Source organism: Bradyrhizobium sp. ISRA436 (assembly GCF_029910015.1).
Taxonomy (GTDB): Bacteria; Pseudomonadota; Alphaproteobacteria; order Rhizobiales; family Xanthobacteraceae; genus Bradyrhizobium.
In genome coordinates, this window is record NZ_CP094519.1 from 4,660,413 (window position 1) to 4,685,328 (window position 24,916).

Sequence of the window (24,916 nt, forward strand, 5' to 3'; positions counted from 1 at the left end):
GACAGATACGTGAGATCTGGGCGGGCTTGCCCGGTCTATGGGAATTAGAGAACGAGATACCTGGCACTCCGGCTGGCCTGCCATGGGCAGAGGCGCTCCACGGAGACCATGTTACCGTCAGCGACTAGAGATCCTTCTCGGCCAGCTTGCGAAACTCGTCAGGCACCGAACGAGAGACACCAAGTGCCACCGAGCCGTATCCGATCGCATCCCATCCGAAGCGATCGCGGATCTTGTCGATGGCACGGTCTGCCGCCCAACGGGCCAAGCCAAGCTTGCTTCCGGGGCGACGCGCTTGATCTGCAAGCCCAAACGGGAGTTCGAGTTCGAGATCCCAGTGCTCCTCGAGATGCGATACGGAGATCGCCAACAATGAGATCATCTTCTCGTCCGGGTGATCCGCCAGGATCGCACGCACCAATTCTTCGGCGAGCTCAGCGAGGATCATGGTGGCTGAGATCGGGGCATCGAGCGTTGTCGAACGCGTCACCGAGCTCAAGTCGGCGAAACGCACGCGTACCGTGACCGTTCGACCGGGTCTGGACTTCGCCCGGAGCCGCGTCGCGACGCGGTCCGCGAGGTGAAGCAGGGTCGGCCGGATAACCCGCTCAATGGCGGGCTTCTTGCCGATCGCCGACTGCGCTCCAGCCGATCGGGCCCGATGGTGAGGCTTGAGTTGCCGGGGATCGCGATTCCAGGCCAGCTCCGAGAGCTTCTGTCCCGCCGCCGGTCCGAGCAATCGCTCGAGCGACCAGCCGGGCAGCCTGGCAAGTTGCCCAATCGTCGACACGCCGATCGCAGCCAGCCGTGCCTTGGTGACTGGTCCCACGCCCCACATCAGCTCGACCGACAGTTGGTGCAGGAATTCCAGCTCACTGTCGGGATCTATAACCACAAGCCCGTCAGGCTTGGCGACCTGCGAGGCGATCTTGGCCAGATGCTTGGTGCGCGCGACACCCACGGAGATCGGAAGGCCAAGCTCGGTGCGCACGCGCCAGCGGATCGCCGCTGCGATTTCGGCGGGCGCACCGAACAGATGGGTGCAGCCCGCAACATCGGCAAAGGCCTCATCGATCGAGATGCGTTCCACGAGCGGCGTGAAATCGCCGATCACTCTGACAGCGGCGTCACCCAGACGCTGGTAGTCCTTGAAATGGCCGCCAACAAAGGTGAGCTGCGGACACAGCTCGCGCGCCTGCCGTCCCGGCATGCCGCCACGAATCCCGAACGCCCTTGCTTCGTAGGAAGCAGCAAGCACGACTCCGCCTCCGACGGCGATGGGCTTGCCGCGCAGCGATGGGTCTAGCAGTTGCTCAACCGACGCGTAAAACGCATCCAGGTCTGCGTGGAGGATGGTGCCTGCTGTTGCCATCCCAACCGTTCACCTGCGACGTCTGACCAAAACTTGATGCCGTTGCGATGCGCCACGATTGACATGAGAACAAAATAGGAACATTCTGAGGGCCGGTCAATCGGGAATCTTGGGCATGTCGGCCGTTTCGAAGACGTTGCAAAGACGCGACCCGCTGGATATGGCGGCCGATCAAGTGATCGCGGCGTGCGACGGCGACCCTCGTGCCGCAGTCCGGGCACTGATCGTCGCCAAAGGACTTCTCGAGGCCGAACTGGAAGACATCTGCGCGGCGACCTCGAAGGGATACGCGCGCGGACGAAGCACGCGGCGCGTGCAGGATTAAGCCTCGCATAAGCGCGCATTTTCCTTCGGGCGGCATCTGATCGATTTTTCTGCTTGAACTGAGGTGTCGAAGCGTCGCCATGGCGCAGAGCGCCATGCTCGGGAAGAGGTTGTCGCGGGCAAGTGACTCCTGCAGTAGACACCCCGATATCCAACACTCGAGAACGGAAATGACCTGGACCAAAGCTTCGCCATTGACACTACTGATTGCGCTCGGCGCTTCCCTTTTCTTCGCGGCAAGTACGGCCCGCGCCGAAGATGGCGTATTGCGCGTCGGTATCATCACCGACATGAGCGGGCAGTATTCCGATGGCAACGGCACCGGCTCGGTGGTCGCGGCGCAAATGGCTGCCGAGGAAATCGGCGGCAAGGTGGCGGGGCGCCGGATCGAGATCATCTCGGCCGATCACCAAAACAAACCCGACGTGGCAGCCGGAATCGTGCGCAAATGGATCGATACTAAGGGTGTCGATGTGATCGCCGAGGGTGTGAATTCGGCCGTGGCACTCGCCATCCAGACCGTGACCCGTGAGCGCAAGAAGCTGTTCCTGATCTCGGGCTCCGGCTCATCGGAGCTTACCGGCAAGCAATGCTCGCCAACCAGTGTGCAATGGACCTACGACACCTATGCGTCCTCGAACGCCACCGCCAAGGCCGTGGTCGCGCGCGGCGGTACGCCGTGGTTTTTCCTTACCGCGGATTATGCGTTCGGCCAGGCGCTGGAGCGCGACGCGAGCAAGGCGGTCACCGCTGCCGGCGGCAAGGTGTTGGGCGCGATCCGGCATCCCTTCGACACCGCGGATTTCTCGTCATTCCTGCTGCAGGCGCAATCGTCCGGGGCCAAGATCCTGGCGCTCGCCAATGCCGGCTCCGACTTCCGCAACGCGGTCGCTCAGGGCGATGAGTTCAATATCCGCGAGAGCATGCAGGTCGTCGCACTGCAGGTGACGCTCACCGACGTGCCGGCACTCGGCCTGCAGCACGCGCATGATCTCCTGTTCACGGACTCCTTCTATTGGGACCGCACGCCGGAGACCCGGGCGTTCTCGCAGGAGTTCTTCAAGCGGCACGGCGCGATGCCGACGGCCTACCAGGCCGGCGTGAATTCCGCGCTGCGGCACTATTTCAAGGCAGTGGCTGCCACGAACTCAGTTGATCCCGAAACGGTGATTGCGCAAATGCGCAAGACGCCGGTCAATGATTTCTTCGCTCAGGGCGGCGTCGTGCGCGAGGATGGCCGGATGGTGCACGATATGTACCTGATGCGTATCAAGAAGCCGGAGGAGTCCAAGAGCAAATGGGATCTCTATGAGTATCTCGCGACCATCCCCGGCGATCAGGCATTCCGTCCGCTCAATGAAGGCGGCTGCCCCTATATCACCAAGGCGCAGTGACGGCGTCGTATGCCAAGCGCGTGGCGGGGACGATTTCCTCGCCCGCGCAGCTCTGCCGTGCTACGCCGGAGCTTCCACGAATGGCCTCCGCTCACAGATAGTCTTCAAAGCTATCGCGTTGCGCGCGCGTCAGGTGAAGGCCGTGCTTGGTGCGTCTTTCGAGAAAGTCTGTGGGCCTTGCCGCCCATTCCGTCTCGCGGAGGTAGATGGCTTCGCGCTCGTAGAAATTTCCACCGAAGTGACGGCCGAGATCGGCCACACTGCGTGCCGATCCAAGAAGATCGCGTGCGCGCGTGCCATACAGGCGCGCATAGTGATGGATGACCTGTTGAGGCAGATCGGGATAGGCTCGTGTCAGGTCTGTCGCAAAGACTTCGAACGTGCTGCCGATGTCGCCGCCCGGCAGTGGCTTTCGCGCCGTCCACGCCGATGACATTCCGGGAAACCAGGGCGCCAATCGACCAAGCGCATGCTCGGCGAGCCGGCGATAGGTCGTGATCTTACCACCGAAGATCGCCAGAAACGCCGGTTGTTCCGTTGTTCCATGGACTTCGAAGACATAGTCTCGCGTAACCGCGGAGGGATCCTCGGAATTATCGTCATACAATGGTCGAACGCCTGAAAAGGCGTGCACGATGTCGCCTTCACATGGCGAAGCGCGAAAATAGCGGCGCAGTACCCCGAGCAGATAGGCAATCTCGCCGCCGTCAATCGCGACGTCCTCCGCGCGGCCGTCGTAGGGAATATCGGTGGTCCCGATCAGCGCGAGATCGCTCTCATAGGGGTTGACGAAGATGACGCGGCGGTCCTCGTTCTGAAGCAAATAGGCCTGCGGACCGCTCCAGAATTTTGGCACGATAACGTGACTTCCCTTGACCAGCCGCACATTGTGCGCCGGGTTCAACCCTGCGACGCCCTGCACGACATCTCGGACCCACGGGCCTGCCGCATTGACAAGCGCACGCGCACGCACCACCTGCGGGCAGCCGTCCTCGCCCAGCATGTCGAGGCGCCAGTTCTCTCCCTCCCGCCGGGCGCCCACCGCGCGCGTCCGCGGCAATATCTTGGCGCCGTTACTGGCGGCATCGATCAGATTGAGGATCACGAGCCGCGCATCGTCGACCCAGCAATCCGAATACTCGAAGCCGCGACGGAATTCCGGGCGTAGCGGAGCGCCTTCGGGCGCCTGAGTCAGATCGAGCCCGCGGCTCGGCGGCAGCTGCTTGCGGCCACCGAGATGGTCGTAGAGAAACAGCCCGGTCCGCACCAGCCACGCCGGCCGCTGCTCGGGTGAATGCGGCAGCACGAAGCGCATCGGCCAGATGATGTGCGGCGCCGACGCCAGCAGCACCTCCCGCTCGATCAGGGCCTCGCGGACCAGACGAAATTCGTAGTATTCGAGGTAGCGCAGCCCGCCATGCACGAGCTTGCCCGAGCGCGACGACGTGCCCTCGGCAAAGTCATCCTTCTCGCACAGCAGAACCTTGAGGCCCCGGCCAGCCGCATCCCGGGCAATGCCGGCCCCGTTGATGCCGCCACCGATGATTGCGACATCGACGAGCCCGTGGTCACGGCCCCTACCCGGTGCAGCCGCGGTCATCGCGTCCCGCTGCGCTTCTTCGCGACCTGTCGGCGGGCTGCGGCTTTCACGGCGGGGCGTACCTTCGCGGACTTTGGCTTCGGGGCCTGGAGACCATAGGTCGAAAATCCCTGTGCCGTCTCCGCTATCTGTTCCTGGCTGAGAATGTGCGGCGTCTCGAGCGCGAGCGAGAGATAATATTGACGCGCGATGGTTTCGAGCTCGACCGCCAGCCACATCGCCTTGTCCAGGTTAGGGCCGACGGCAATCATGCCGTGATTTGCAAGCAGGCAGCCGTTGCGGCCTTCGAGTGCAGCGAGCGCAAGCTCGGACAGTTCCGCGGTGCCGTACCGCGCATAGCCTGCGCAGCGAATGTCATGGCCGCCGAACGCGGCCATCATGTAGTGACAGGCGGGAATCGACTTGCGCGCGATCGCAAGCACGGTGGCGTAGGTGGAATGGGTGTGCACGACGCTGCCGACGTCGGGCCGGCCGCGCATGATATCGAGATGGAATCGCCATTCGGTGGACGGCTGCAGCGGCCCCTCCCAGGAATCATACTCGCCCTCGAGCGGCATCGATGCGATCATCTCGGGCTTCATCGCCTCATAGGGCGTGGCCGACGGCGTGATCAGCATCCTGTCCCTAAAGCGGGCGGAGATGTTTCCTGACGTTCCCTGGTTGAGACCCGACGCATTCATCCACCGGCACTTGGCGATGATCGCTTCGCGCAGCTGTCGTTCCTCACGGGTCATATCAAGGCACCTTTCGTCTTCAGCACGGATTGAGCGGCGGTTCACCGGCCAGAAAGCGGCGAACCTCCTCAGCCGCCTGGTCGGCGGCAAACGTCACAGTGCGCACGGAAGCGCCGGCGATATGCGGTGTCAGCGTGACATTGGACAATTGCAGCAGCGGCCAGTCGGCCGGCACCGGCTCGACCGCGAATGTGTCAAGCATCGCGCCGCCAAGCCGTCCGGCGGACAACGCTTCGTAGAGCGCCTCATAGTCGACCAGCGGGCCGCGCGCGGTATTGATGAAGAACGCATCCGGTTTCATCCGCGCAAGCGCCGCGCGATCGATGAATCCGGTCGTCTCGGCCGTCACCCTTGCGTGCAGGCTGATCACGTCCGCACGCGCCAAGAGGTCGGGCAAGGCCACATGCTCGACGCCGTCGTTACGGTCCTGCGCAGTGAGCTGAACATAGGGATCGGCCACCAGTATCTTGCAGCCGAACGGCTTGAGCAGTTTCACCACGCGGCTGCCGATCGCGCCATAGCCGACAATACCGACCGTCATCTCGCCGAGCTCGCGCCCGGTGCGGTCGGCGCGATAGAGATCGCCGCGCCATTCACCGGCGCGCAAGGATTCATGTCCGCTGCGGATCAGCCGCGTCTCGGCGAGAATGGCACCGATCGTGAACTCGGCAACCGCGCTCGCGTTGCGCCCTGGGGTGTTGACGACAAGCACCCTGTGATCCCGCGCCGCTTGCATGTCGATGTTGACGGGGCCGCCGCGCGAGACCGCGATGAATTTGAGGTTCGGCAGCCGCTCCAGCATTGATCGCGACATCGGTGCCAGATGGGTCACAAGCATTGGCGCGTCGGCGATGAAGTCGGCAATCTCGTTTGGATCGCCCATGAATTCCTTCAAGCCATCGAGTTTGGAGCCTGCATAGCCATGCTCCATCGGCTCGTCTGGCCATGGCTGCTCCAGGACGCGAATATCGAGTGCATCGCCGCAGGCCGCGGTGATCCGCTCGGCAAAGACCGACGGCAGCATGAAGCGGTCACCGATGATGGCGATGGTGCTAGGCATGGCTACCTCCCGCACGCAGCGCCGCGAGTTGTTTCCAGACGGGCCGCGCGACCAGCCTTGCGTCGAGATAGGCCGGGAACATCCGGGAATAGTGCGAAGCCAGATCCGGATCATGTGCTTGCGCCGGGTTGAGACAAGGCTTCACCCAATCCTCGGCGCACGCCGCCATGTCCGGATATATGCCGGTGGCAACCGCTGCGATCATGGCAGCGCCCGCTGCGCCGGCTTCGCCGCGGCTGCAAACGCGGACATTGCACTCAAGTGCAGCGCCCAGGATGGCGCCGAGCGCGCGACTTCGCGCCGCACCACCGGTGATCCGCAAGTCACGCGGCAACGAGCCCATGGCGGCATAGCAATCACGTGCGGCGAAGGCGAGGCCTTCCATCACCGCTCGCATCAGGTCCCAATAGCCGTGACGCGAGCGCAACCCCAGGAATTGGGCACAGGCTTCATGCGAGACGAACGGACCACGTTCACCCGCATCCGAAATGAATGGATGGAACAGCAGTTCACCGGGCCGCGCCTCCAGCACTCGCTCATCCAATCGCCGGATCAGATCGGCGCGCGATCGCGTCACTCCCTCCGCGGCGAGGAGGTCGCGTGCAAGATCGATTAGCCAATCGATGTTCAGCGTTGCAGCCATATTGGACTGCATCTGCGCATAGTGACCGGGGACAGGGAACGGCATGGTATAGCCGGTGGCCTCGGCATTCAGAACGACCGCATCAGCGGTTGGTGTCAGCCGCATGTGCATGCCGGTTGACCCGATGATGGTGCAGCCGACGTCCGGCGCCGGATCGTAGAGTCCGGCCCCCAACGCATTGCAGATCACGTCGACATAGCCGAGCGACACCGGCACGCCCTGCGGCAGTCCGGTCTCCCGCGCGGCCCCGATGCTTAGCGGATGCGTCGTCGAGACACCGTCGACGACTTCGGGAAAAAGCGCCGTACAATCGGTGATGCCAATGAGCCTCGCAGTTTCCACATCAAAGCCGCGCTTGCGGAAATTCCCGCACGTAAAGCTCGCTTCCGACGGATCGGTCGCGCGCTGGCCGGTGAGCAGAAAATAGAGCCAGTCCTTGCAATGAAAGGCCGTGCTTGCCCGCGACAGCGTCTCGGGCGCGTGAGCTTGCAGCCAGGCCAGCTGGGCGCCCTGCTGGCAGGCGTTCAACCCCGAGCCGGTCCGCTGATAGAGGGCCGCGTTGCGATCGCTGGAGCGGATGTCCTCCACCAGGCCCGCCGCCCGGGAATCCAGCCAGAGCAGCGCGGGCGCGACCGGACGACCATCGTCATCGATGAGCCATGTGCCGTCGCCCTGCCCTGTGACTGCGATCGCCGCGATCCGCGACGCGAAATCCGGTACTGCCGCCGCCAGACCACGCAACGCCGCAACGGTGTCGTTCCAGGTCCGGGCCATATCCTGCTCGACCCGTCCGCCCGGCGCCGTGCTGTACGTATTGGGCAGCGCGAAGTCGGCGAGCTGTCGCCCTTCTCGCGTGAAGGCGACGGTCTTGATCAGGGATGTTCCGGCATCGATGCCGATGATCACGTCGCGGCTCTGCGGGATGGACATGGTCAGACTGCCTCCGCATGGCGAATGCAGGCTCCGTCGGAGCCGAAAACATGCAGATGCTGCGGCCCAAGCCCGAACGGAATGATGTCTCCAGGCCGCGCCGCGACCCGGCTCGGCGTCACCGCGATCAGGACGTGACCCGCGCATTCACCGGCGACATGCGACTGGTCGCCCAGCCATTGATTTGAGATTACGCGCACCCGCGCTTCACCCGCTCCGACCGTGATCTTCTGCGGCCGGATGCCGACGCGAACCCGCTTGTTCTGCTCGAGCGCGCACCGGGCAGCCTCATCAAGTGCGCCGCCAGGAAGGTGCAAGGCGATATCCGAGCCGACAGACAGCCGGAAACCGCCATCCGTTGCCGCCACGTCGGCCTCAAGCAGGTTCATCGGAGGTTCGCCGATGAAGCTTGCCACGAACAGATTCGCGGGTCGGCTCTTCAGCTCCTTTTCGCTCGCGAACTGCTGGAGCACGCCGTCCTCCATCACGGCGATGCGATCGGCGAGCGCGCTGGCCTCTGTCTGATCGTGGGTGACAAAGATCGCGGTCATGCCGCGCTCGGCCAGCAGGCCCTTGATCCGCCCGCGCAGCACGGCGCGCAGCTGAGGCTCGAGTTGTCCCATCGGCTCGTCGAGCAAGTAAAGATCAGCGTCGCGCACCAGTGCACGCGCCAGCGATACGCGTTGCTGCTGGCCGCCGGAGATCGAGCGTGGATATTTCTCCAGCGTATCCTCGATCTCGACCAGCTGTGCGATCGCGTCGACGCGGCGCGAGACTTCGCTGTGCGAAAGCTGCTGCGCCTTCAGTGCAAAGGCGATGTTCTCGCGAACCGTGAGCGGCGGATAAAGCGAATAGCCTTCGAAAGCCATCGCGACCTTGCGCCTGGCCGGCGGCAGTTCGTCGATCCGCCGCTCACTCAACGTTATCGCTCCCGAGGTCACACTTTCAAAACCTGCAATCATGCGCAAGGTCGAGGTTTTGCCGCAGCCCGAAGACCCCAGCAGCGCCACGATCTCGCCCTTTCCGACCTCCATATCGAGTGCGCGCACGGCGTGGACGGGCGGCTTGCCGCGACTACGGTAGACCTTGTCGACATTCCGGATTTCGAGCATGCCCATGGTCATTCCGCTCCCTTCACGCCGCCTGTCGCCGGTCGGCCTGACCGACGCGGAGCCCGGTCGCGCGATCGAACAGGAGCGCGGCCTGCGGCGCGAACCGAACGAAGACATCGTCATCCGCGCTTGCTGCCGAGGCATCCGACGGTAACGCGGCCAACCATTCGGAGCCATCAGCAAGGCGCAGCAGCAACACGTTGCGCTCGTGCATTGGTGTGATCGCAACGATCCGGGCGGGAATGGCGTCATCGCCAGGATCGCGGCTGATCGCAAGATCGTCGGGACGAACGCCGAGCCAGCATGGACCATGACTGGCCGGCTGATCGGCCGAATCGAGCCGCACTCTCGTCCCCGCGATCTCAGCGCTCAGACCTCCCTGCCCGACCTGAGGCTCGACTTCGGCAAGATTGATGCTGGGATCGCCAAACAGCCGCGCGACCGCGACCGATGCCGGCTTCGCATAGACCTCCTCCGGTCGCGCGAGCTGAACAAGCCGGCCCCGAACCAGAACAGCGATCCGATCCGCAATCGCCATCGCCTCGCGATAGTCCTGCGTGACATAGAGAACCGCAGCGGAGCTCCGGCGCAAGAGGCTCGGCAACTCCAGCCGCATCTCGTAGCGGAGCTTGGCGTCGACATTGCGAAGCGGGTCATCCAGCAACAGCACATCTGGATTGCCGATCAAGGCGCGCGCCAGCGCAGTGCGCTGCTTCTGCCCGTTCGACAACTCGCGGGGCATGTGGCCAAGAACATGCTCGATCTTCAGAAGCCTGCTGATCGACTTGACCCGCGACGTGACGTCTGCATCACCAGCCTTCGCGCGCAGGCCGCTTGCGATATTGTCGCGCGCCGTCATGTGCGGAAATAGCGCAAAGTTCTGAAACGCCATGCCGACCCCGCGCCGCTCCGGCGGCGCACCTATGATCGACCGACCACCAACCAGGATATCCCCCTCGTCGGGTTCGTACATGCCCGCGATCATGCGCAGCAGCATGGTCTTGCCGCTGCCCGACGGTCCGAATACCGCGACGATCTCGCCGGGTTCGACGGAGAAGGACAACCCGTCGGCACAACGAACCGGACCGAACGACTTGCCAAGGGCGTTGATGTCAAGACGAGCCATGCCTTCAGCCCTTCACCGCACCGAGCGACAGACCTTCGACCAGATAACGCTGCGCGTACAGCGCGAGCAGAAGGGTCGGCGTGACCGATAGCACGATCGCTGCCGCGATCTGTCCATATTGGATGCCGGATGCCGTGACGAAAGCCAGCGCGCCCACCGTCACCGGTTGCTTGTCGGCGGACGCCAGGATCAACGCGAAAACAAAGTTGTTCCAGCAGAAGATAAAGGACAGCAGGCCCGCCGCCGCGATGCCAGGACCTGCCAGCGGCACCGCGATCCGCGTAAACGTTTCGCGCCAGGAATGTCCGGCCAGGCGGTAGGCGTGCTCAATGTCAGGGCTGATGTCCTCGAAATAGCCGCGCACGATCCACAGGATCAGAGGCAGCGCGATCAGTTGATACACCCAGACGATGCCGAAGTAAGTGTCGCTGAGCCCGAGCTGCTGGTAGTAGAGCGACAATGGCAGCAGCACGAGCAACGGCGGCGCAAAGCGAAACGATAGCAGCGTGAAAGCGATGGACTCACCGAGGCGGAACTTGAAGCGAGCGAAGGCATAGGCCGCCGGCACGCCGAGCAGCAGGGCCAGGATCACCGCCGCGCTGGACAGCACGAAGCTGTTCATGAGGTTGCGCATGAAGGAGATCTCGAGATTGCCAGCCGTGGTGCGGAGCTGGCCCGAGATCAGGGCCTGATAATTGGCAAGCGTCGGCTCGAACAGGATGCGCGGCGGGATCCGCAGGATCTGTTCATTGGTCTGGAACGACATCAGGAAGATCCAGACGATCGGGAACATGAAGAACACCAGCACGAGTGCGAGCGCCACACCGCGGAAGATGCGACCCGCCAGACTGGAATGATCCATCGCCGCCTCCCCGTCCTTATGCGTGACCGTGGGCGCGCGCACGCAGCCGCAGCCAGTTCTTGATGAAGATGTTCGAGAGGATATTGGTGACCAGCCACAGGATCATCAGCAACGCCGCCGAACGTCCAACGTTGGTGTACTGGAAGAACTCCAGATAGGCCTGAACCTGGAACACCATCAGCCGATCGCCCGGGCCGCCTTGAGTCATCGCATAAATGATGTCGAATTGCTGGATGGAATCGAGCAGGCGGAACAGCGACGCCGTGATGATGTAGGGTGCGAGCATCGGCAGCGTGATGCGGAAGAACACGAAGGTTGCTGGCACTCCATCCAGCGCAGCCGCCTCGAACGGCTGGCGCGGCAGCGAACGCAGCCCGGCCAGCAGCAGGATCATGATGAAGGGGGTGTAGACCCAGACGTCTACCAGCACCACCGTGAACAGTGCAGTCGACGGGTCGGACGCCCACTTGAAATCATGGACGCCGAACAGGCTCACCAGATAGGACAGGATTCCGAAGCTCGGGTTGGTCATCAGCTTCCACATCAGCGCAGCGATGGCCGGAGCCGTCATCAGCGGCAACAACAGCACGATCGACACCGCGTTGTGGAAACGGGTCGGACGCCGCAACAGCAAGGCGATCCCCAGACCGAGCAGAAGCTCCAGCACCACCGTCAGCGCCGTGTAAACCAGCGATATCCGTAGCGTGTTCCAGAAGGCTGGGTCAGAGATGAAGTCGATGTAGTTGTCGGCCCAGATGAAGCCGCGCAGATAAGGCAGGTTCAGCCGATAGCGCTGCAACGAATAGACCGCCGCTGTCACGAACGGCACCAGGATGGCGATGCAGACGAGCAGAGCCGGCAGGCTCAGGACATAAGGCAGAATGCGTCCACGCGGCCTAGGGCTGCGGCGGGGGACCGCGTTCGTCTGAGAAAGCTGGACCATGCTCATGATGATAAGAGATCGCTTCTTCGCTGCAACATCGCCGGTCCGGATCGGCTTGCCGTCCGGACCGGCGGGTTGTCGTGGTGCGGAGGAATCATGGCACCACGCAAGACGTCACCCGAGGCCGGCCTGCTTGAGCTGGCGATTGATGCTGTCGGCGAGCTTGTCGAGGCCCTCGTCGACGCTGACCTCCTTGGCCACCATCTTCTGCAACGATGCGGCCCATTCCGTGGTCAGGTCGAAGAACAGCGGCTGCGCCGTGAAGTAGATCTTGGCACCCGGCGACGAGACATCGTGCTGCTCGAGATAGCCAGGATATGACTTCGCGATACGATCGCGGAACTCGCTGTCCTTCCACACCGAGGCACGGACCGGGTTGACGAAGTCCATCTTGCGGGCACCAAACAGGTCGTGCTCGGTCGATGCGGCCCATTGCATGAACAGCCACGCCGCATCCTTCTGCTTGGAGAAGCTCGAGAGAGCGAGCGACCAGATCCAGACATTCGGCGTCGGCGCCTTGGCCGCCGGATTGGCGGCGAACGCAGCATAGCCGAGATGCCCCTTCTCCTTGTTATCGCCGCCGTTCATGAAGTAGCCGAGGATGTCGGCATCGAAGATCATGCCGGAGGCGCCTGCGCCGAGATCGGTGCCGACCTGATACCAGGTGTAGGTCGACCAGTTCTTCGGGCCCGAGGTCTGGATCATCCTGACCCACTTCTCGTGAAACTCCTTCGAGGCCTTGGTGTTCATCGCGGCCTTCAGCTTGCCGCCTTCCATCACGAAGTCTTTCTGGCCGAAGTTCGAATAGGCGGACAGGAAGCCGGGATGGATGGTCGCCCAGGAGCGCGAGCCACGCACGCCGATGCCGTACGGTCCACCCGCGTCCTTGGTGATCTTTGCGGCGACCTCCAGCATCTCGTCGAGATTCTTCGGCGGCTTGACGCCGACCTTGTCGAAGATGTTGCGGTTGTAGGTGATGTTGTTGAGCTCGTAGCCCCAGGGAATGCACCACTGCTTGGCTTTGCCTGAACCGAGCTCGGAGCCGGCAACACCGTCCCACGCCGTTGAGGCGCGCAGGCCCGGCAACACGTCGTCCCAGGCAAACGCCGGATTGGTCTTGGCAGGATCCTTGATGTAGCTGTTGAGGTCCTCGATCCAGCCGGCCGGACCATACGTCCAGGTCATGTAGGCGCCAGTCATGAAGGCGTCGTACTGGTCCGACTTCGACGACAGCGCCGCGGTCACTTTGTCGAAATAGACGTCTTCCGGGAAGATGTCATACGTGACGTTCATCCCCGTGAGAGTTTTGAACGCCTCGAGATCGCCGATCATCGCATCGACGTAAGGATGCTTGTTCAGAAGCAGCTTGACAGACTTGCCGCTATAGGCCTTCCAGTTGAAGTCTGCGGCCATGGCCCGCGATATCGAAGACGCAAAGGCGGCATTGGCGGCAACGCCGGCGATGGCAAGCTTGGCAGCGCCATCCAGCAGATCACGCCGGCTGATGCGCTTGGCGGCGTAGGAATCGAATAGATTCTTCTCTCGATCGTACATTGTAACCTCCCATTGTGCGCGTTTACTTTCCCTTACGACCCTTGTTTCTGGTCTTGCCGGATGTTGTCTCCGGTTTGTCGGTAGCGAGTGCCCGAGCGGTTGCTTCATCGATGATGAGGCCATGCAGGAAGCCGCTGCGCAGCACCGCGCGCAACGCAGAGACCTTTGCCAGCCCGCCGCCAATCGCGACGATGCGATGCGTCCTGAGGTCCGCCGCCTCCATCGACGTGGCGCGTGCGGACAGATCGATGTCGAGGACTTGGCCGTCGGCGTTGAAGAAACGTCCGAGCAAATCGGCGCAGGCGCCGGCACGCTTCAACTCGACGACCTCGTCCGGCTTGATCATGCCGCTCGAGACCAGGAACCCGTCGCTGTGGATTTGTCCGATGCCGACGAACAGCAACGACGCCCGGCGCGCCAGCGCAAACACCTCCGCAATACCAAATTGCTGCATCAGCACGGCGCGGTCCGCGACCGAATTGGCGAATACCGGTACTGGAAGGAGGTAAGCCTCAGCCCCTGTCCGCTCCGCGAGCCGATGAATGACATCGAACGGATTGGCGGCAAACTTGCGGGTAAGGCCGCCGAGCAGCGACACGAACTGCACGTCGCGGGCCGGTGTCTGTGGCAATTGCTCGACCACGGCTGCGAGCGTGCGCCCGTGACCGACGCCGATGATGTTGTGCTCGCCACGCTCGAGGATCTGCCGCAGGAAGCTTGCCCCCTCGAGCGCGAGCGCCTTCAGCGGCAGGTCGCCCTCTCCGAGATCGGGCGCTACACGGCAGAAAGCGAGCCCGTAGCGTTCGGCCAGGGCGTTTTCCAGCGCCACGCATTCCGCCACCGGTCCCTCGACGAAGACGCGGATCATGCCTTCGCGGCTCGCGCGCGCGATCAGCCGGTGCGCCTTGGTGCTCTGGATGTTGAGCCGGTCCGCAACCTCGGACTGGGTGAGCCCGGCAGCGAAGTAAAGCCACGCCGCCCGTGTCGCGAGCGAGGCTTCGCCATCAATCATCGGCAGCCTGTCGGGAGAGGTAGCCATGCCGCAAAAGCCTGCTTGCAAAATTATTCAGATACTGCAAAAAATTGCAGAGGTTGATCGGGACGTCAATCCCCCAAACGTGCTGCAGTGCAATCACACGGCAATTGCGCTTTGGATGGAACAGTCGAACCAGGGTCGCCAGGTCGCCAATCGCGGTGAACTCGAATGACAGGTTTGTTCCTCGGAATTGACTTCGGAACGGGCGGCGTCCGCGCCTGTGCGATCGACGCGCGCGGCGATATACAGGGAATGGAATCCATTGCTCTGCCGCCACCTCGGCAGGACGGGAACGCGATCGATCAGGATCCGGAACTGTGGTGGCATGCGACCGTCGCCGCTATCCGCAAGCTTGGAGGCAAAATAGATCTCGCAAGTGTTGAGCGAATTTCGGTCGACGGTACCTCCGGAACCCTCCTCCTGATAGGAGCGGGCGGCCAGCCGCACACGCCGGGTCTCATGTACAACGATGCGCGCGCCTCAGCAGAGGCCGCGCGCATTTCGGACGTGGCTCCTGCGGAAAGCGGCGCTCACGGCGCGAGTAGCGCACTGGCGAAGCTGCTTCACCTGTTGAGCCACACCGAACGTCGGGATGTCCGCTTTGCCGTTCATCAGGCCGACTGGATCGCCGGCCGCCTCGCCGGACGGCACGGCATCAGCGACGAGAACAACGCGTTGAAGCTTGGATACGATCCCATCACGCGGACATGGCCGGCCTGGCTCGATAGACTCGATGTGCCACGCGAATTGCTGCCGAAGGTCCTGGTGCCGGGAACGCCGTTTGCAGATATTGATCCGAGCGCTGCGGCAATGCTCGGCCTGCCGCGATCAGCGCGCATCGCAGCCGGCACCACCGATGGCGTCGCCGCCTTCATCGCCACGCGCGCCGACGCTCCGGGCGATGCCGTCACCTCGCTCGGCACGACGCTGGTGGTGAAGCTGCTGGCGACAAAACCGATCTTTGCTGCCAATCAGGGCGTCTATTCGCACCGGCTCGGCGAGAGCTGGCTTGCAGGCGGCGCTTCAAACTCGGGGGGTGGTGCGCTATTGGCACATTTCACCGCCGCGGAGATGGAGCGGCTGACGCCGCAGTTGAGCCCGGAGGAACCGACCGGCCTCGACTACTATCCCCTTGCCAAACCGGGCGAGCGATTTCCGATCGCCGACCCGGCACTGCCTGCACGGGTCACGCCGCGTCCGCCTGAGGATCACCGCTTCTTCCAGGCTCTGCTCGAGGGAATCGCCTCGGTCGAGGCCCTCGCCTACCTGCAACTCTCCCGCCTCGGAGCGCCGCCGCTTCGCCGCGTCATCAGCATCGGCGGTGGCGCAAGGAACGATGCGTGGACCGAAATCAGGCATCGGCGTCTGGGCGTACCTGTAACGGTCGCTGAGCAAACCGAGGCCAGCTATGGCGCGGCCCTGCTCGCCCTGCGGGGCGGTCCGACATGAGAAACGGGCCGATCGAAATCGCAGGTCTTGGCACGATTATCGAGCATTTCGACCATGTGCTGCTCGATCAATGGGGCACGCTTCACGAAGGCCGCTCGATCATCCCCTCGGCCCGCGAATGCGTGGCTCGGCTGCGCGATGCCGGCAAACGCGTGCTGGTGCTGTCGAATTCCGGCAAGCGCGCGCGCAGCAACGCACAGCGGCTTGCCTCGCTCGGACTGCCAACGGAAGCTTACGATGGAATCCTGACATCGGGCGAGGTTACCTGGATCGGCCTCAAGGCACGCACGCAAGCACCGTTCGCCGAACTTGGTCACGCATGCTTTCTGATTTCGCGCGGCGGCGACCGCACGATCGTCGACGGACTCGATCTCGATGTCGTGGCCGATATGGAGAACGCCGATTTCATTCTACTCGCCGGGCTCGACGATGCCGCGGCCGAACCCGAACAGTGGCGCCAATGCCTAACCAGAGCCGCGGCACGCGAACTACCGATGCTGTGCGCCAATCCCGACCTCACCATGTTCGGCGCCAAGGGATTGATTCCGGCACCGGGCGCATTGGCGCGCTTCTATGAGACACTCGGCGGACAGGTGACGTTCGTCGGCAAGCCGCATAGGCCGATCTTCACGGCGGCGCTCGAACGGCTGGGCCATCCGGCGCCGGTGCGCGTCCTGATGATTGGCGATTCTCTCGACCACGATATCGCCGGCGCACGCGCGGCCGGCATGTTGACGCTGTTTCTGCGCGCAGGGGTGCACAGGGACCGTCTTGTGGACGATAGATCCACGATGATCCAGGGGCCAGGAGGAAACGCCCGCGCTCCGAACTGGACGATGAATTATCTAGCCTGGTGAGATCCAAACCATGCAACAGCCCGCCCAACTCGATGACCTCCGTGACATGTCGGCGCGCGTCGGCAGGAACATCCTGCTCGTGCAAGGCGCCGGCGGCAACTCCTCAGTCAAGGACGGCGACGTGCTCTGGGTGAAAGCGTCCGGTACCTGGCTGGCGGACGCCAAGGACAAGGATATCTTCGTCCCGGTGTCGCTTTCCGCCGCACGCGCTGCGCTGGAGCGCGGCGACGAGCGCGTGCCGCTCGCTCCAGGCGTCAAAACGGCTTTGCGCGCCTCGATCGAAACCTCGCTCCATGCCCTCATGCCGCATCCGGTCGTACTACATGTCCACTCGGTAAACACCATCGCATGGGCGGTGCGGACCGACGCCTCTGCTGAACTTGCGCGGCGGCTCCGTGGCTTGGCCTGGCGTTTCCTTGACTACTGTCATCCGGGATTGCCACTGGCACAGGCCGTGAGCGAAACCATTGCGCAGGACGCCGTCGACGTGCTGATCCTCGGCAACCACGGACTCGTCGTGGGTGCAGCAACCAGTGAAGCGGCGGAGGCGCTGGTTGCGGACGTTGAAGAGCGGCTCGCACTAGAGCCTCGTGAGGCTCCGACGGCGGACCATCGCACGCTCGCCGCTATCTGCGCCGGAACGGATTATCGCGTGCCGGAAGACCCGCGCTGCCATGGCATTGCCATCGACCATCATAGTCTCTCGGTCGCCACACGCGGCTCGCTCTATCCCGATCATGTCGTCTTCTTGGGGCCGGCAATGCCGACCATGAACCCCGGCAAGGATCTTCTGGTGTCGGATCTGAAGGCGGTTGGATCGCCGTCCCCCGTAGCGGCTCTCGTTCCGGGCGTCGGCAGCATCATTCGCAAGGACGCGAGCCCCGGGGCGGAAGCGATGCTGATCTGTCTTGCACTGGTCACCAGCCGTCTGCCCACAGATGCTGAGGTCACCTACCTCACTGCAGAGAACGAGCGCGCATTGCTCAATTGGGACGCCGAGCGGTATCGCCAGCAACTGACGGCCAATCGCTCAACTTGACCGCGTCGGCTGACCTTCGCTCTCGATGTTGACGAAGGACGACCCGGCGTTACAGGCTCGCCTGCAGGCTTGCTTCCGCACCTCCTCGCGCTGCCGCCGCCGGGGGCTGCCGCCCGAGGATGAAGTCGGCCCCCTTCTCCGCAATCATGATCGTCGGCGCATTGGTGTTTCCCGAGACCAATCGCGGCATGATGGACGCGTCGATCACTCGCAATCCCTCAATGCCGTGGACGCGGAGGCGCTCGTCGACAACGGCGAGCGGATCGGAACCCATCTTGCAGGTGCCGACCGGATGATAGATCGTCTCGCAGGTCTGCCGCACATAGCTGTCTATATCGGCATCCGACGTTGCGCGAGATCCCGGGGCATACTCGCCCCCACGATAGGGATCAAAAGCCTTCTGGGCGATGATCTCCCGGCCGATTCTGATGCCGTCGCGCATGTTGCGCACATCCTCCGGCGCCTCGAGATAGTTCGGCCGGATTGCCGGATGTTGCAGGGGATCAGCTGACCTGATCATGATGCTGCCGCGGCTCTCGGGTCGCGCGATGTTGAAGTAGGCCATGAAGCCGTGCTCGTTCACGATCTTGCGGCCGTGATCGCCATAGATCAGGAGGACGAAAAAGAACTGGAGATCCGGCGCAACGAGGCCGGGTTGCGATTTGAGAAATGCCATAGCTTCCAGACCGTGTGACGTCGCAGGACCTGTCTTGGTCAGCACGTATTGGATGAAGGCCTTCGTGGCCCCCAGCGGCTTGGTATGCTTGAGGAACGAGATCGGTTGGGTACACCGCTGCTTCACGCCGCAGGCGAGATGGTCCTGCAGGTTCTGTCCGACTCCGTTGAGCTCGTGGACGACCTTGATGCCGAGCGACCGCAAGTGCTCTCCGTCGCCAATTCCTGACAGTTGGAGCAACTGCGGCGAGTTGATCGCACCACCCGACAAGATCACTTCCCGGTCGGCCCTTAGAGTGTGGAGCTGGCCCTTCCTGATATACTCCACGCCAACGGCGCGCCCGCCTTCGACCAGGACGCGGGAGACGAGCGCCTTCGTGATCACTTTGAGATTGGAACGGTTCATGACAGGATGCAGATAGCACTGCGCGGCACTGGCGCGCTTGCTGTCCGCGATCGTGCTGTCGACAGGTCCGAAGCCTTCCAGTTCGGCACCGTTGAAATCGTCGTTGGCACGAAATCCTGCCTGTCTTCCGGCCTCAAACCAGGCCTTGGTCAGCGGATGGGTCAACACCGGCAGACGGCTCGTCCGCAACGGGCCATCGCCACCATGATAATCGTCGGCGCCAGTCTCGCGCCCCTCCGAACGAATGAAGTATGGCAGGCAGTCGGCATAGGACCAGCCGCGATTGCCGAGCTGCGCCCACATGTCGTAGTCGGACGCATGGCCGCGGATATAGACCATGCCATTGATGGAGCTCGATCCGCCCAACACCTTGCCGCGCGGCCAGAACAGGACACGATTGTCCAGATGCGGCTGCGGGTCGGTGTGATAGTGCCAGTCGACGCTTCCGGACTTCATCAGGGCGAGATACCCCGCCGGCATGTGGATGAATGGATTGGTGTCCTTGCCACCAGCCTCGAGCAGGACGACGTCATTCTCGGGAACAGCTGACAGACGGTTTGCCAAGACGCATCCGGCGGAGCCAGCACCCACAATGATGTAATCCACCATGCTCTCCTCCGTCTTCTTATCCGCCGATGGCCGTCGGCTCGTGGGCAGCGGACCGCAATTGACCCGCCTATGGTTGCGCCTCATCTATCCGGCGAAGTCTGAGCCCAGCCAGCGCAGCTAGGCCCGCATCAGCGTGCGCGGCCTGGTCTCGTCAGAACCGTTGATGACCTTGCCTGTCGCAGGGTCGAAGAGACGAATCCTGTCGAGTGCGGGCACCAACCTGATCGCGTCATCCGGCGACAGCTCGAGGCGATCTTGTGTGATGGCGCAGACCTCCTGCCCACCGACGTCGGCATAGATGTGAATCTCGGGGCCGGTCGGCTCGACCACGGAAACCTTGGCGGGGATGCCCTCGTTGCCGGTGCCTGGCCGGAGATGTTCGGGCCGGATCCCGTATTTGACGACCTGCCCTGCGGTGACGTTCGCACCGGGGGGCAGAGGCAGCGTGACGCCGTTGGCACGCACGACGGCGCGTCCCGCCTCCGCGGCAACCTCACCGGTCAGGAAGTTCATCGAAGGCGATCCAATAAACTCGGCGACGAACAGATTTGTCGGACGGTCATAGATCTCGAGCGGCTTGCCGATCTGCTCGATGTTGCCGTCGCGCAGGACCACGATCGTATCGGCCATCGTCATGGCTTCGATCTGGTCATGCGTGACATAGACGGTGGTCGTCGAAAGCCTGTGATGCAGCTCCTTGATCTCGGTGCGCATCTGTACGCGCAGCTTGGCGTCAAGGTTCGACAACGGCTCGTCGAACAGGAACACGGAGGGATCGCGCACGATGGCACGGCCCATCGCCACGCGCTGGCGTTGACCGCCCGACAGTTGCCGCGGCTGGCGATCGAGATAGGGCGTGAGATTGAGGATCGACGCTGCCCACTCCACCTTGCGCCTGATCTCCTCCTTCGGACGCTTCTTGAGCTGCATCGAGAACGCCATGTTGTCGAACACGCTCAAATGCGCATAGAGAGCGTAGTTCTGGAACACCATCGCGATGTTGCGATCCTTCGGATGCAGCTCGTTGACAACGACATTGCCGATGCTGATCTGGCCCGAGGTGATCTGCTCAAGCCCGGCGACCATCCGCAGCAATGTCGATTTTCCACAACCGGAGGGACCCAGCAGCACAACGAATTCGCCGTTGGCGATAGAGAGATCGATTCCGTGCAGAACCTCGAACCCGCCATAGGACTTGCGCACATTGCTGATCGTGACCGATGCCATGCCTTGACCTTCCCGCTATACGCCTGCCCGCGCCGACAATATTCGCTCGGCAATCTCGACGAAGCCTTCAGCGCCCCGCTTGCTTGCGACAAAGGCCGGAGCTGCCGCCATCATGCCTTCGAAATCTCTTACGTTCGCAACTCCGCAGGCATAAGGGAAGAAGCTGAACATTGGCGCATCGTTTGGACTGTCGCCGCAGAACACGATACGGTCCCTCGCCTCGTCGAGATCGAGGCCCAGTCTCTCGCGCAGAAAGATTCGGGTCATCGCCAGCTTGTCATAACGGCCGAACCATCCATTGACGTGGATGGAGGAGACCTTGGCGACGCCGCCCGCGCTTTCGAATAAGGAGACGATCTTATCGACCGCAGTGCGCGGCAGCGGCGCTACGTCCTCGCACACGTCGATCGCAAGATCAGCCTCCCGGTAAAGCTGATCGGCAGAGATCGCTGCTCCCGGAACTTCGGACAGAATTCGTTCACCGAGCGCCAGCAATCTGCGGCGGTTGGCGGCGCGCTCGGCCTCGGTCGCAATGAACTTGCGAACCATTTTTCGCGCTACAGGGTCGTGCCGGAAATAGAACGCGCCATTCTCTCCGATCACGCCATCGACAGGCCAGAATCGCGCAATCATGTCGCACCAGCCCGCAGGCCGGCCCGTCACCGGAACGACCGCGAGGCCGGCGTCGCGCAACCTCTCCAGCGCAGCATAGGAGGCCGCGGGGAGCTGGCCCTCGGTGGTCAGCGTATCGTCGATGTCAGTCAAGATGCAGACGACGCGGCGGGCGGCCTCGTCCGGAAAACTTGCAATGGGCTTCATGACGGCACGCCCTCGGCAAATGACGCGAGGCGTGCATTCCAGTCGAGGAGCTTTGGCCAGAGATCGGCGTGGATGGCGCGCAACTCGGCGTAGCGCGCGACGTTGTTGGGTTCAGGCTGGAATGTCCTTGCTGAAGGTCTCGTCATCGCCGCGGCGGCCTCGGCGATAGTCCCGTACCAACCCGCTCCCTTGGCGGCAGCGATCGCCGCGCCGAGCGACGATGCTTCCCGCGCTGGCGAGCGGCACACCGGACGGCCCGAAGCGTCGGCCAGGATCTGGAGCCAGAGATCGCTGTCCGAACCACCCCCGATGGCCGAGAGCTGCGCAATCTCGCCTCCTGTCACTGCCACGATCCTTTCGATCTGGCCGGCGACCTCCAGCGCTATTCCTTCCAGCAAGGCACGATAGATGGCGCCGCGCCTGGTCGAGCCCGACAATCCGGCAATCACGCCGCGCGCGTAGGGATCCCAATAGGGCGTCATGCAACCGAGCCAGTACGGCAGCACGACGACGCCGCCCGCCCCGATCGGGCAGCCTGCGGCTTCCGCTTCCAGCGCCTTGAAGATGCTCCGCTGAGCCGCCGGATCGACCCCAAACATTTCGCGCGCCATCCAGTCGATCAAGAACGTTCCGGTGCGGATGCACTGCTCGTAGATATAGCCTTCGTCACATACGGCCTTCTCGGTGCGGAATGCGCGGTCATAGGCATAGTCGCGGCCGTAGCTGCCCGAGACCACTGCGGTCCCCAGGTTGATATAGGCGCTACCTGGAGACGTGACGCCGGCGCCAGTGCTCGCGCACTGCCCGTCGCCACCTCCGGCGATGACTAGTGTTCCGGCAGACAGGCCAGTAAACGCAGCTGCAGCGTGGGTGACTTCACCCATCCGAGCGCCTGGCCGCGTCAGAGCTGGCAATTTCTCGATCGCAATGCCTGCAGCATCCAGGATCGCATCAGACCAGGTGCCGCTTGTCATATCGAGCAAGCCGGTCGGATCGGCCGATGCCATCGACGTCCGCCATTGACCGGTCAGGCAATGCGTCAGGTAGCCGTGAACTTCAGCAAATCGCGCGGTGCGCGCAAAAATCTCGGGCTCCTCCTCCGCCATCCAGATCATGCGATAGAGACAGGGCAGCACATCGAGCGGCTTGCCGGAAATGGCATGAACGCGCTCCGCTCCGAACGATTTGCCGAAACGCACGACCTGGGGTCGCGCCCGCTCATCGAGCCAGGTCATGCCCGGCCTGATTGCGGTCCCCTCCTCGGTGAACGCACTGAATGTTTCGCGCTGATTGGAGATCGCGACCGCAGCGATACGCCCAGTGCCGACCTGGTCGGTGACGCTGCGCAAGGCGGCTGCGGCCGACTCCCACCATTCATCCGGGTTCTGCTCGAAATATCCCGGCTGCGGATTGGCGAGGCCGATGCTCTTGCGCCCCTCCGCGACGGCGCGGCCGCTGCGGTCCCAGGCGATCGCCTTGGTCGCAGAGGTCGAACTGTCGATGCCGATCACCAGGTCCTTGGTCATACCGTCTCGTCTCAAAGGGAGCGAAGGCGACTCGAGCCGCCTTCGCCAACTCTTGCTCCGCGGGCCCTACAGCAGGCCAGCATCCTTCACTTTGGCGTCGATGTCCTTCGCCAGCGCATCCATGCACTTCTTAGGGTCGCCGCCATAGGCCTGCCCCGTGAGGAGCTTGCCGAGCTCCGTGGGAATCTCGTTGGTCGACAGACCGGCCCACAACGCCATGTGCGGCTCCGTGGCCATTGCGTTGTCGATGACCCACTTCACCGTTTCGAGATGTCGTGTCGTGCCCGGGCCGACCTTGGCCTTGGCTTTGACACGCGGATCGGCAAACGAGGAGTTCCGCATCGGCGCGAAACCGCCAAGCAGTGTGCAGCGCGTCATGATCTCCTTGCAGCAACCCCACTGCATGAAGATCCACGCCGCTTCCTTGTTCTTGGAGTATTTCGACAACGAGATGCACGAGCCGCCCTGATGGCCGAGATTCGGCTGCTCATTGAAGCCGGCGTCGGAAGGCGAACGCAGCTTCTTCGCGGTCAGCGGCTTGGCCGGCTCCCACAGGCCCTTCACCTTGGAGTCGTCGGCATCGAGACCGGGGAAGAATTCATCCCAGCTCTGCACCAGCGCCACCTGGCCCGAATGCATCATCTCGAACTGGCCGTCCCAGGTCGATGCCGTCGAGTTTGGCGGCGAGACTTTCAAGAGCTCCTGGTACCATTTCAATCCGGCAATGCCCTGCTCGTCGTTGCCCGAGAACTTCTTGTTCTTGTTGAAGATAGAGCCGCCATGGCCCCACACCGCCTGGCTCCAGTCGCATTCCAACGAATAGTGCCCGGACTTAGCCTGCAGGCCGGTGCCAAAGATACCGTTGCCCTTCTCGGCCTCGGAGATCTGCCTGGCCGCCGCGAGGAAGTCTTCGTAGGTGGTCGGCACCGCGATCTTGTGCTTCTCGAGGATGTCCTTGCGGTACATCAGCGTGAAGATCGGGATGTCGAAAGGAATGCCCATCCACTGTCCCTCGACCTGGGCGACATTCTTGACGAGCGGCTTCGAGAAATCATCCCAGTCGAAATCCGGCATCGCCAGTTCGGGCTTATCCTTGTAGTAGGCTACCGGGTCGACGCAATCGGGCTGGAACATCGAGATCCACGACTGGTCAAGGTAGTAGAGGTCGTAAGAGCCGAGTTGGCCCTGCACGTCCTGTGTCGCCTTGGCGAGCACCTGCTCGAGCGGCACGATCTCGACCTCGACCTCGATGCCGGTCGGATCGGTAAACTCCTTCTTGATCTGGTTCAGCACCACCGACGGCGGCGTCGATTCGGTCGAGTAGCGGATCTTGGCGCCCTTGAACTTGCTGCCGACCTCTTTCAGCCATTTTGCCTGGTTATCGGGCAGGCCCTCGGCAAACGCCTCGGTGCCGAGCATGCTTCCTCTGCGCAGCCCGCGCGGATTGCCAAGCATGCCAAGGCTGAAGGCTGAAAAGCCGACGCCGGCCAATCCCATCTTGCGCAGGAATTCGCGCTTGGAGATTTGTCGGTTGGTATAGGCGTTCGCCGTGTCGATGATGAAGGTCTGCTGGTCGAACTTCTTGAAACTCATTGCTACTCCTCCCGATGTTTTGTTGA

22 protein-coding genes are annotated in these 24,916 nt (G+C 62.9%); 6 read left to right on the forward strand and 16 right to left on the reverse strand.

Annotated elements, in window-relative coordinates; translation table 11 throughout:
- Positions 1 to 124 precede the first annotated feature (124 nt).
- Entirely contained in the window at positions 125 to 1,372 is a 1,248-nt protein-coding gene (dinB, locus tag MTX23_RS22080; protein ID WP_280972297.1) for a DNA polymerase IV, read from the reverse strand.
- Between the two features lie 115 nt (positions 1,373 to 1,487).
- Here dinB and MTX23_RS22085 point away from each other — a divergent pair, with 115 nt between their 5' ends.
- Both MTX23_RS22085 and MTX23_RS22090 read left to right on the forward strand, forming a co-directional pair.
- On the forward strand, positions 1,488 to 1,697 hold the full coding sequence (locus MTX23_RS22085) for a hypothetical protein (RefSeq protein ID WP_280972298.1): 210 nt from the start codon (positions 1,488 to 1,490) through the stop codon (positions 1,695 to 1,697).
- Positions 1,698 to 1,866: 169 nt separating this feature from the next.
- Positions 1,867 to 3,090, forward strand: coding sequence for an ABC transporter substrate-binding protein (locus MTX23_RS22090; RefSeq protein ID WP_280972299.1), 1,224 nt, complete (start codon positions 1,867 to 1,869; stop codon positions 3,088 to 3,090).
- Between the two features lie 91 nt (positions 3,091 to 3,181).
- On the opposite strand, the gene MTX23_RS22095 is transcribed toward MTX23_RS22090, so the two are convergent.
- The 10 genes from MTX23_RS22095 to MTX23_RS22140 form a co-directional block, all read right to left on the reverse strand.
- Positions 3,182 to 4,690, reverse strand: a complete 1,509-nt coding sequence (locus MTX23_RS22095) for a glycerol-3-phosphate dehydrogenase (RefSeq protein WP_280972300.1) — start codon at positions 4,688 to 4,690, stop codon at positions 3,182 to 3,184.
- On the reverse strand, positions 4,687 to 5,424 hold the full coding sequence (locus MTX23_RS22100; protein WP_280972301.1) for a class II aldolase/adducin family protein: 738 nt from the start codon (positions 5,422 to 5,424) through the stop codon (positions 4,687 to 4,689). Before MTX23_RS22100 ends, MTX23_RS22095 begins: the two co-directional genes overlap by 4 nt.
- Positions 5,425 to 5,443: 19 nt before the next feature.
- Positions 5,444 to 6,484, reverse strand: coding sequence for a 2-hydroxyacid dehydrogenase (locus tag MTX23_RS22105; RefSeq protein WP_280972302.1), 1,041 nt, complete (start codon positions 6,482 to 6,484; stop codon positions 5,444 to 5,446).
- Entirely contained in the window at positions 6,477 to 8,057 is a 1,581-nt protein-coding gene (locus MTX23_RS22110; RefSeq protein ID WP_280972303.1) for an FGGY-family carbohydrate kinase, read from the reverse strand. The genes MTX23_RS22105 and MTX23_RS22110 overlap by 8 nt, the downstream gene beginning before the upstream one ends.
- Before the next feature lie 2 nt (positions 8,058 to 8,059).
- Positions 8,060 to 9,169 (reverse strand): ABC transporter ATP-binding protein, encoded by a 1,110-nt coding sequence (locus MTX23_RS22115; protein WP_280978147.1) that lies wholly within the window; start codon positions 9,167 to 9,169, stop codon positions 8,060 to 8,062.
- Positions 9,170 to 9,191: 22 nt separating this feature from the next.
- Positions 9,192 to 10,295, reverse strand: a complete 1,104-nt coding sequence (locus tag MTX23_RS22120) for an ABC transporter ATP-binding protein (protein ID WP_280972304.1) — start codon at positions 10,293 to 10,295, stop codon at positions 9,192 to 9,194.
- Between the two features lie 4 nt (positions 10,296 to 10,299).
- Entirely contained in the window at positions 10,300 to 11,157 is an 858-nt protein-coding gene (locus MTX23_RS22125; RefSeq protein ID WP_280972305.1) for a carbohydrate ABC transporter permease, read from the reverse strand.
- A 16-nt stretch (positions 11,158 to 11,173) separates the two neighbouring features.
- The gene (locus MTX23_RS22130) at positions 11,174 to 12,100 is read right to left on the reverse strand and encodes a sugar ABC transporter permease (RefSeq protein ID WP_280978148.1); all 927 of its coding nucleotides are present in this window, start codon (positions 12,098 to 12,100) and stop codon (positions 11,174 to 11,176) included.
- Positions 12,101 to 12,214: 114 nt separating this feature from the next.
- A complete protein-coding gene (locus MTX23_RS22135) occupies positions 12,215 to 13,654 on the reverse strand; it encodes an extracellular solute-binding protein (protein ID WP_280972306.1) in 1,440 nt (479 codons plus the stop codon).
- A 22-nt stretch (positions 13,655 to 13,676) separates the two neighbouring features.
- On the reverse strand, positions 13,677 to 14,693 hold the full coding sequence (locus tag MTX23_RS22140; protein WP_280972307.1) for a sugar-binding transcriptional regulator: 1,017 nt from the start codon (positions 14,691 to 14,693) through the stop codon (positions 13,677 to 13,679).
- Between MTX23_RS22140 and MTX23_RS22145 the strand changes: the two genes are divergently transcribed.
- Genes MTX23_RS22145 through MTX23_RS22160 form a run of 4 tightly spaced genes read left to right on the forward strand, consistent with a single transcriptional unit; the run spans position 14,692 to position 18,035 of the window.
- Positions 14,692 to 14,862, forward strand: a complete 171-nt coding sequence (locus tag MTX23_RS22145) for a hypothetical protein (protein WP_280972308.1) — start codon at positions 14,692 to 14,694, stop codon at positions 14,860 to 14,862. The two genes, MTX23_RS22140 and MTX23_RS22145, sit on opposite strands and share 2 nt — an antisense overlap.
- Positions 14,859 to 16,139, forward strand: a complete 1,281-nt coding sequence (locus tag MTX23_RS22150) for an FGGY-family carbohydrate kinase (RefSeq protein WP_280972309.1) — start codon at positions 14,859 to 14,861, stop codon at positions 16,137 to 16,139. The genes MTX23_RS22145 and MTX23_RS22150 overlap by 4 nt, the downstream gene beginning before the upstream one ends.
- Positions 16,136 to 16,996, forward strand: a complete 861-nt coding sequence (locus MTX23_RS22155; RefSeq protein ID WP_280972310.1) for a TIGR01459 family HAD-type hydrolase — start codon at positions 16,136 to 16,138, stop codon at positions 16,994 to 16,996. The genes MTX23_RS22150 and MTX23_RS22155 overlap by 4 nt, the downstream gene beginning before the upstream one ends.
- A 10-nt stretch (positions 16,997 to 17,006) precedes the next feature.
- Positions 17,007 to 18,035, forward strand: coding sequence for a class II aldolase/adducin family protein (locus MTX23_RS22160; RefSeq protein ID WP_280972311.1), 1,029 nt, complete (start codon positions 17,007 to 17,009; stop codon positions 18,033 to 18,035).
- Between the two features lie 49 nt (positions 18,036 to 18,084).
- Here the strand turns inward: MTX23_RS22160 and MTX23_RS22165 are convergent, their stop codons facing one another.
- The 5 genes from MTX23_RS22165 to MTX23_RS22185 form a co-directional block, all read right to left on the reverse strand.
- Complete coding sequence (locus MTX23_RS22165; protein WP_280972312.1) at positions 18,085 to 19,680, reverse strand: choline dehydrogenase; 1,596 nt, start codon at positions 19,678 to 19,680, stop codon at positions 18,085 to 18,087.
- Positions 19,681 to 19,842: 162 nt separating this feature from the next.
- The gene (gene ugpC / locus MTX23_RS22170; RefSeq protein WP_280972313.1) at positions 19,843 to 20,952 is read right to left on the reverse strand and encodes a sn-glycerol-3-phosphate ABC transporter ATP-binding protein UgpC; all 1,110 of its coding nucleotides are present in this window, start codon (positions 20,950 to 20,952) and stop codon (positions 19,843 to 19,845) included.
- Positions 20,953 to 20,967: 15 nt separating this feature from the next.
- On the reverse strand, positions 20,968 to 21,771 hold the full coding sequence (locus MTX23_RS22175) for an HAD family hydrolase (RefSeq protein WP_280972314.1): 804 nt from the start codon (positions 21,769 to 21,771) through the stop codon (positions 20,968 to 20,970).
- Complete coding sequence (locus MTX23_RS22180; protein WP_280972315.1) at positions 21,768 to 23,297, reverse strand: FGGY-family carbohydrate kinase; 1,530 nt, start codon at positions 23,295 to 23,297, stop codon at positions 21,768 to 21,770. Before MTX23_RS22180 ends, MTX23_RS22175 begins: the two co-directional genes overlap by 4 nt.
- 66 nt (positions 23,298 to 23,363) lie before the next feature.
- Positions 23,364 to 24,890, reverse strand: coding sequence for an extracellular solute-binding protein (locus tag MTX23_RS22185; RefSeq protein WP_280972316.1), 1,527 nt, complete (start codon positions 24,888 to 24,890; stop codon positions 23,364 to 23,366).
- Between the last annotated feature and the right edge of the window lie 26 nt (positions 24,891 to 24,916).